General features: G+C 69.2%; 5 protein-coding genes and 1 pseudogene. 2 read left to right on the top strand and 4 right to left on the bottom strand.

The genetic code is table 11. From position 1 onward, the window contains the following. Nucleotides 1–93: 93 nt before the first annotated feature. Nucleotides 94–2,613, bottom strand: coding sequence for a TonB-dependent receptor (locus MTR62_RS18615; RefSeq protein ID WP_244023757.1), 2,520 nt, complete (start codon nt 2,611–2,613; stop codon nt 94–96). Between the two features lie 145 nt (nt 2,614–2,758). Here MTR62_RS18615 and MTR62_RS18610 point away from each other — a divergent pair, with 145 nt between their 5' ends. After that, the gene (locus MTR62_RS18610; RefSeq protein WP_244023755.1) at nt 2,759–3,871 is read left to right on the top strand and encodes an ROK family transcriptional regulator; all 1,113 of its coding nucleotides are present in this window, start codon (nt 2,759–2,761) and stop codon (nt 3,869–3,871) included. 28 nt (nt 3,872–3,899) lie between these two features. Then, on the top strand, nt 3,900–5,972 hold the full coding sequence (locus MTR62_RS18605) for a glycoside hydrolase domain-containing protein (RefSeq protein ID WP_244023753.1): 2,073 nt from the start codon (nt 3,900–3,902) through the stop codon (nt 5,970–5,972). Between the two features lie 7 nt (nt 5,973–5,979). Here MTR62_RS18605 and MTR62_RS21380 read toward each other — a convergent pair whose 3' ends face one another. The 3 genes and pseudogenes from MTR62_RS21380 to MTR62_RS18590 all read right to left on the bottom strand — a co-directional run. Beyond that, entirely contained in the window at nt 5,980–7,137 is a 1,158-nt protein-coding gene (locus MTR62_RS21380) for a sigma-54-dependent transcriptional regulator (RefSeq protein WP_327194433.1), read from the bottom strand. A 232-nt stretch (nt 7,138–7,369) separates the two neighbouring features. Continuing rightward, a pseudogene (locus tag MTR62_RS21375) lies at nt 7,370–7,447 on the bottom strand (hypothetical protein); the annotation flags it as partial. Further along, nucleotides 7,444–8,350, bottom strand: a 907-nt coding sequence (locus MTR62_RS18590; RefSeq protein ID WP_244023751.1) for a sensor histidine kinase, incomplete at its 5' end; no start/stop codon positions are given. The gene MTR62_RS18590 and the pseudogene MTR62_RS21375, both read right to left, overlap by 4 nt.

The raw sequence follows: 8,350 nt of genomic DNA, 5'->3' as shown, positions 1-8,350 counted from the left end.
CGCGCACCGCCCCGGCGTGCGCCGGGACGGTGGCGAGAGCGAGCGCGCTGCCCAGAACGAGCCGGGCGAGGGGCCTGGGCTGGCGGCGCGCCATTACCACGACTTTCCGATCACCAGACGGAAGTTGCGGCCGAACAGCGGGCGTCCGTAGATCGCGGTGGCGCTGCCCTGTCCGCTGAGCGAATCGGTGCGGGTGTTGCCTTCGGTCAGGCCATGCGCGTTGAACAGGTTGTCCCCCACGACCTGCAGCGACCAGCTCCCGCGCTTGACGCTGACACCCGCGCCCACGGTGCCGTAGGCGGGCAGCTGGGTGTTGTTGTAGACATCGACGTAGCGCTTGCCGACATAGGAATAGCGCCCGTAGATCGACACGTCGTTGCCGCCGGTGGTGAAATCGAAGGCGGGGCGGATATTGCCGTAGATGTCGGGCTGGCGCACGATCTGGTTGCCCTCGGCAAGCCGCGGGTCGGCGCCGTCGGCGTTCTCGAAGTTGCGGTAGCGCGGCTGGCTGAGCGTAAGCGCACCAGTGAGCGAGAACCAGGGCAGCGGCTGCCAGTGCCCGTCGAACTCGATACCCTTGATCCGCGCCTTGCCGACGAAGGCGACGGTCTGGTCGTTCTCGCCAGTCGCTTCGTTGTAGGCCAGGAACGAGGAGTTGAGCGGGTCGAAGTTGGACAGGAAGCCGGTGATGTAGAGGAACGAGGGGCCCGAGCGCAGCTTGAGGCCCAGCTCGTACTGGTTGACCTTGGTTGTGATCATGTCGGGCGTGCTCTCCGACATGGCCGACGACACGCTGGGCGGGTTCTCCATGTGCGAAACGCGCCCGTAGACGGCGATGTCGTGGACGAGGTCGTAGTTGGCGCCCACCGTCCAGTTGAGCGAATGGGTCTTGAGCCGGCGGTTGATGATCGTGCCGGTGAAGGCCTTGCTCGAATTGTCGGCAAGCGTGGTAGCATCGCCGTAGTCGATCGAGGCGGTTCCCGCGGCCCAGCCGGTGAAGGTATAGTCCTCGTAGCGCACGCCGCCATCGATGTGCAGCGTGGGCGTGATGGTCCAGGTGTCGTTGCCGTAGAGCGCGAACATGGTGGCGTCCGAATCGCCCTTGGCCAGCGTCGAGGTCATGTTGAGCACGCCCTGGTCGGTCACCGAACCGAGCGTTTCGCCGCTCGCGGAATAGGCGACGAGGTCAAGCAGCTGCGGCTGGCTGGCGACGGTCATCAGGTAGTTCTGGTAGATGACGTCCTTGCTCTCGCCATAGGCCGCGCCATAGAGGCCAAGCTTGAGATCGTGCTCGCCAAGGCCGGTGCGCAGGGTCCGCGCGACCGAAAGATCGCCCTGGCCCGAGTAATAGCGTGAGTGGATGTCGCGGTACTGCGCCTGCATGACCAGACCCGAATCGCCGTAGGGATCGTAGGCTGTGTCGGTTCCGGCGTAGACGTAGCCGAGCGAGGCGACCGCGCCGAAGGCGCTCTGCGCCGAGGACAGGTAGCTGCTCGCAAAGGTGTCCGCGTCGTAGGGGTTGGTGGTCGAATAGAGCGCGGCGAAATCGAGCTTGCCCTGCGTGTAGCCGCCCTTGGCCGAAACGTGCCAGTCGCCGAAATCGCCTTCGTAGTCGGCGCCGAAGTTGACCATGCGCATGTGGCGTCCGTCCGACAGGTCGCTGTTTCGGCTCTGGATGTCGCCGTTGCCGTCCTGGTAACGCAGCGTCACGTTGCGCAGCTCGGGCGTGTTGAGCGTGCCGGTGAAGTAGTCGATGTAGTGGTTGAGCGAGGACCCGTCGGTCGGGCTGGCGACCGGGATCGGCAGGTAGAACACATTGTGATCGTTCACGTAATTGACGTGGAAGGTGATCGATCCGTTGTCGAAGTCGTGCTTGATGTTGGCGCGCAGCTGGCCGCCCTTGTCGTTGGGGAAGCCGTTGTCGCGGTAGCCGTCGTGGTAGCGCACGAAACCGCCGATGGCGTAGTAGGTGTTGCCGCCCAGCGGCCCGGCCTGGTAGCCGTCGAGCCGGTAGAGCCCGGTGTCGCCCAGCGTTACCTGCACCTTGCCGCGCGGTGTGTCGCTGCCGGTCACGGTGATCTGGTTGATGATCGCCGCGCCGCTGCTCGAATAGATCGGCGCCGGGCCGCCGCGCACGACTTCGAGGTGGTCGTTCATCAGATCGTCGCGGATCAGCGCGTCACCGCGCCAGAAGTAGCCGTCGTTCTCCTGGAACAGCGTCATGCCGTCCTGCTGGAAGGAGATGAACGAGCCGTCGCTGGGCAGGCCGCGCAGGCGGTAGATGTTCTGCACCTCGCCGCCGGTGTTCTCGGTCTGGAAGCCGGGCAGCTGGCCGATCAGGTCGGCCATGTTGGTCGGCGCGATCTTCTCGATGGTGTCGCGGTCGAGCGTGCTGACCGCGTAGGAGACATCGAAGCGGCTCTGCGCCTTGGTGGTGCCGGTGACGATGATTTCGCTCGATGCCGGAGCGTCCGAGGCGTCCGAACCGGTGGCCGAACCGGCGGCGGCATCCGCGGCGGCATCGGCCGGTGCGGTTTCGGCCAAGGCGGGCGAAACGAGGCCCATCGACAGCGCGGCCAAGGCGACCGTGCGGGCAAGAGTTGTTTTCTGCATATACCCCTCAATGCGAATCTGGCCCGCCGGGACGCGGCGGCAGGGGGGCACCTGCAAGAGCGGCATGACCGATTTAATTATTTTTCGAAAAATAAAAAATATGTCATCGCGCTGACCCAATTGCGGGCTGAAAAGCGGGCCTATCGTGGCCATACTTCTTCCCAATCTCGACAAGGACCAGCGCCGTTTGCTGCAGGAATTGCGGCGCAGCGGCCCGCTGTCGCGCTCTTCGCTCGCGGCGCGGCTGGAAACCGGGGCGGCGGCGCTCACCCGGCTGTCGCGCGATCTGCTGGCGCAGGATCTCATCGAGGAAATGGCCGAAAGCCCCGAGGCCCGGCGCGGCCGTCCGGCGATCCCGCTGCGCATCGCGCCGCGCGGCGGCTATGCGGTGGGCGCAACGGTGCACAAGGGCGAATTCGAACTCGCGCTGGTCGACTTTTCGGGCGCGATCATCGCGCGCCACCGCGAGACGAGCGACCCGCTCGACCCGCAGGCCTTCGCGCGCCGGGTCCGCCGGATCACCTACGAACTGGTCGATGCGCACGATCTGCTCGGCGCGCGGATGCTGGGGGTGGGGATCGCGGTGCCGGGGCCGCCGCTCGAGGCCGACTATGAACGCTGGGGCGTGGTGCTCGACATGCCCGGCTGGCGCGCGGCGCCGCTGCGCGCGATCCTGGGGTCCGAACTGGGCTGGCCGTTGTGGATCGAGAACGACGCCAACGCCGCGGCGATCGCCGAATTCTACACCGGCGGCTACGTGCGCGAATGCGATACGCTGGCGGTGATCCTGTTCGGCTACGGGGTTGGCGCGGGGGTCATCGCGGGCGGGCGGCTGCGGCCCGGCCAGTTCGGCAGCGCCGGTGAGATCGGCTGCCTCTTTCCGCTTTCGCGGCCGCGCCCCAGCCCGCTCGACCTGCTCGCCAATCTGCAGGCGGCGGGCTGCGCGATCCCCTCGCTCGACGCGATCGCGCTGGCCGACCCGGCGCAGCGTGACGTGATCGAACGCTGGATGGACCGCGCCGCGAGCCAGCTCGAGATCGTGTGTAACACCGCTTTCGCCTGGCTCGATCCGGGGGCCATCGTGCTTTCGGGCACGCTCCCGGCGGCCATTCTCGACGGGCTCGAGCAGCGGCTGCGCGCGGCCGCGCTGGTGACGATCTCGGACGGACGCGGACCGGTGGTGCGCGCCTCGCGGCTGGCGGGCTCGCCGATTACGCTGGGGGCCGCGCTGCTGCCGGTCCACGCGCTGTCTTCGTGATGTTCCGTTCGCTTCCAGGTGAGGTTGCATGACCCGTTTCGCTGTTGCCGCCCTCATCCTGACCGTGCTGCCGATGGGCGCCGGACCCGTTCACGCCGAGCCTGCCTCCGCGTCCCGGCGCAGGGTCGATCCGGTCGATCCGGTCGATCTGGTCGATCCCTTCGTGGGCACCAAGGGCGATCACGGCCAGCTCGCGCCCGCCGCGACCGGGCCTTACGCGATGGTCCAGCTGGCCCCGCAGACGGTGCCCGCGCAGCACCCCGGTTACGATTTCGCGGCGGACCACCTGGTCGGCTTCACCCATACCCGCGCGGTGGGGGTGGGCTGCGGTGGGGGTGGGGGCAACCTGATGGTCAGCCTCGGCTATGCCGGGGAGAGCGGGCCCTTCGCGATGGACAAGACGAGCGAACGCGCCGCGCCCGGCTGGTATCACGTCGCCTACGATGGCGGCATTCGCGCCGATCTGGCCGCGAACGGCGCGGCGGGCATCGCGCACTTCACGCTGCCACGCGCGGGCGTGGCGCGCGTGGTGATCGATCCGCGCAGCGGCGCAACGCGGGTGCGCGCGGTCAGCTGGGCGCGGACCACGGCGCGTGACATGGCCGGACGCCTGAGCGCGGGCACGGTGTGCGAGCAAGGCGCGTTCCACCTCTCCTTCGCCAGCCGCCTGCGCCACAACGGGCGGGCGGTGCCGCTCACCGCGACACGGCTTTCAGGGGATCGTCTAGAGTTCGCGATCACGGTTGCGGCGGGGGACACGATCGATCTCGGCACCGGGCTTTCGGTGGTCGACCCGGCCTCGGCGCGGCGGGTGCGTGACCGGGAGACGGGAAAGCGCGGCTACGCGGACCTGCGCCGTATGGCTGAGGCGGCCTGGTCGCGCGAGCTGGGGCGTTTCGCGGTGCCCGGTCGCGGCGAGACGGCGCGGTTGTTCTACACCTCGCTGTTCCGCGCCATGCAGGTGCCGGTGCGGATCGACGACGAGGAGGGGCGTTACCGCCGCTCGGACGGCTCGCTCCACCGCGTCGCGCGGGGGCACCATCGCTATGCGGGCTGGGCGGTCTGGGACAATTACCGCACCCAGCTGCCGTTGCTGGCGCTGGCCGATCCGGCACGCGCACGCGATGTCTCGGCTTCGCTCGCCGAACTTTACCTCGCCGGAAAAGCCCGCTGGGCAACGCCGAACGAACCCTTCATCACCGTGCGCACCGAACATGCGGGTGTCGCGCTGCTCGATTTCGCGCGCAAGGGCATCGGCGGGTTCGACCGCGCGCGCATCCTGCCGCTGATGATCGCCGAGCTGCCCCAGTTGCCCCACACCGCGCCCGACGAGCAGATCGAGACCGCCTACGACACCTGGGCGGTGGCGCAGATGGCGGCCGATCTGGGGCAGGCGGACACGGCGCGCCGGTACACCGCCGCGGCGCTGTCCTACCGCACGATGTGGCAGCGGGTGTTTGCTGAGGTCAGCCCCGATTTCGATACGGTCAAGGCGCGCGGGCTCTACCAGGGCACCTTGTGGCAGTACCGCTGGGCGCCGGTGTTCGATCTCGACTGGCTGATCGAAACCGGTCTGGGCCGGGCGCGGTTCAACGCCGAGCTGGCGCGCTTCTTCGATGAAGGGCTCTACAACATGACCAACCAGCCCGACATTCAGGCGCCCTGGCTGTTTGCCCTGTCGGGCGCGCCGCAGCGCACCCAGGCGCTGGTGCACCGCTACCTCTCGCAGGACGTCGACCACTGGTACACCAACGCGGGCAAGCGCGCCGAGCCCTGGCACGGGCGCAGCTTCGCGCTCGACCCGGTGGGCTTTGCCGATGGCATGGACGATGATGAGGGGGGCATGAGTTCGTGGTACGTGTGGGGCGCGCTCGGGCTCTATCCGCTGGTGCCGGGAAAGCCGTTCTATGCGGTCACCGCGCCCGCTTTCGGGCACGCCAGCCTTGACCTGGGCGGCGGTCGCAAGCTGGTGATCGAGCGGGTGGGCCCGGCCGGGGGGAGCATGGATCATATCGCGTGGAACGGCACGCGGCTGGCGGGCTTCACCATCGATCACGCGCGGCTGGTCAAGGGCGGCACGCTGCGCGTCGTGCTGCGCTGAAGGGGCCTCAGCCGCCCGCCTTGCGCAGCGCGGCCAGATCGATGCCGTGCTTGGCGACCTTGTAGTAGAAGGTCTTGCGCGGCAGGCCGAGCGCGCGGATCGCGGCGCCGATCTCGCCCGAGCAGGCGCGCACCGCGGCGATGATCGCCGCGCGCTCGAAGGCCTCGACCCTCTCCGGCAACGAGTCCAGCGGCCCCTCCGGATGGGCTTGCGCGATCTCGCCTGAAAGCGGTGCGGGCGCGCCGAACGTGCTCAGCCCCATCACGAAAAGCTCCGCATAGTTGCGCAGTTCGCGCAAGTTGCCCGGCCAGTCGTGCGCGGCGAGATGGGCGCGCACCGCATCGCTCAGCGCGGGCACTTCGCCGCCCAGGCGCTGCGCGGTCTGCCCGGCAAAATGGGCGAACAGCTCGAAGATGTCCTCGCGCCGTTCGCGCAGCGGCGGGAGCTGGAGCCGGATCCCGGCGAGGCGGTAGAACAGCGCAGGTTGCAGCGCCTCGGCGTGCTCGCCCAGCGGCGCGCTGGTGGCGATCAGCCGCAGGTCGAGCGGCACCGCGTTGCGTCCGGTGTCGATCGTGCGGGTCTCGAGAAAGGCGATCAGCCGGTCCTGCAGAGCCGTCCCCGCGCGCTCGATCGCATCGAGGCACAGCGTCCCGCGATCGAGCCCGAGCAGCGTGGGATCGGGCGCGGGGCCGAACGCGCGCGCCACCAGCGTCTCGTCCATGCCGGTGCACGAAAGGGTGAGGAACCGGCGCCGTGCGCGCTTGCCCGAGCGGTGGAGCAACTGCGCGAGCAGGCCCTTGCCGGTCCCCGTCTCGCCTTCGATCAGCACGTCCATGTCGGTGCTGGCGATCATCGGGATCATCGCGCGAAGCCGCCGGATGGGTTCGCTCTGGCCAAGGAATTCGGGCGCCGTGTCGTCCTGCGCCAGCGCGCGCAAGTGGCGGTTCTCCAGCGTCAGCGCGCGGGTGTGGAGCGCGCGCGTGGCGGCTGCGATCAGCGCGTCGGGATCGAACGGCTTGGTCAGGAAGTCCCACGCCCCGGCCTTGATCAGATCGACCGCCATGTCGATATCGCCGTGGCCGGTCATCAGGACCACGGGCAGGTCGGGATCGCGGCGGCGCAGTTCGCGAAAAAGGTCGATGCCCGAAAGGCCGGGCATGCGCACGTCGGTGACGACGATCCCCGGCCAGTCGGGCGTGAGGGCGTCGAGCGCGGCGCTGGCGTCGGNCGGGCAGGTCGGGATCGCGGCGGCGCAGTTCGCGAAAAAGGTCGATGCCCGAAAGGCCGGGCATGCGCACGTCGGTGACGACGATCCCCGGCCAGTCGGGCGTGAGGGCGTCGAGCGCGGCGCTGGCGTCGGCAAAAAGCGTGACCTCGAACCCGGCCAGCCGTAGCAGTTGCGCGCTGGCCTGCGCGAGATCGGTATCGTCCTCGACGAGCGCGATGCGCTTGGCAGGGGGTGTGGCCTCGCTCATGCGGCGATCCGCAGGACGAGTTCGAAACAGGCGCCGCGCGCGTCCTGTCCAGCGCCTTCGGGCGCGCCTTGTCCGGCGCCTTCGGGCGCGTCCGGGCCGAGGTAGCGCAGCGATCCGCCGAATTCGGCGGCGATGTCCTGCGCGATGACGAGGCCCAGCCCCAGCCCCTCGGCGCGGCTGGTGGTGAAGGGGGTGAACAGCCGCTCGGCGATGGCGGGCGCGATGCCGGGGCCATTGTCGCTCACGGTGAGTGTCACGGTGCCTTCGCGCGTATCGATCCGCGCGGTGATCGCGATCCGCGCGCCCGCCTGCCCGTCGAGCGCGTCGAGCGCGTTTTGCAGCAGGTTGACCAGGATCTGCTCGATCCGCACCGTGTCGCCGGTCACCGTGAGATCGTCGGGCAGCGTGGGGAAGCGCGTTTCGGCGGCGTGGAGCCGGTCGCGCAGCAGGATCTGCGTGCCCTCGAACACGTCCGCGAGCCGGGCGGTGGTGCGCCCGCTCGCCTTCTTGCGCGCAAAGCCGCGCAGCTGGGCGGTGACGACGCCGATGCGCTGGGCGAGACGATCGATCGCGGCGAGGTTGGCGCGGGTTTCCTCCACCTCGGCGTGATCGAGCAGGCGCTGCGCGGCGGCGGCGTAGTTGCGGATCGCGGCGACTGGCTGCGCGGTTTCGTGCGCGACGTTGGCGCTGACCTGGCCCAGCGTCGCCAGCCGGTTGGCGAGGCGCAGTTCCTCGCGCAGCTGCGCGGCGCGCGTCTCGAGTTCGGCGCGTTGCTCGATCTCGCGGCGCAAGTCCTGCGTGCGCTGGGCGACCGCGCTTTCCAGCTCGCTGGTGCGGCTCTGGCGGCGGCGGTGGCGCACGACGAGCCACAGCAGCGCGAGCGCGAGCGCAAAGCTGGCGAGC

Origin of the sequence: Novosphingobium organovorum (assembly GCF_022832435.1) — a bacterium.
Taxonomy (GTDB): Bacteria; Pseudomonadota; Alphaproteobacteria; order Sphingomonadales; family Sphingomonadaceae; genus Novosphingobium; species Novosphingobium organovorum.
This window is presented reverse-complemented; position numbering and strand designations above follow the sequence as displayed.

Coding starts and splice junctions, on each gene's coding strand:
- MTR62_RS18615 (WP_244023757.1), bottom strand. CDS start 2,613: ATGCAGAAAACAACTCTTGCCCGCACGGTCGCCTTGGCCGCGCTGTCG.
- MTR62_RS18605 (WP_244023753.1), top strand. CDS start 3,900: ATGACCCGTTTCGCTGTTGCCGCCCTCATCCTGACCGTGCTGCCGATG.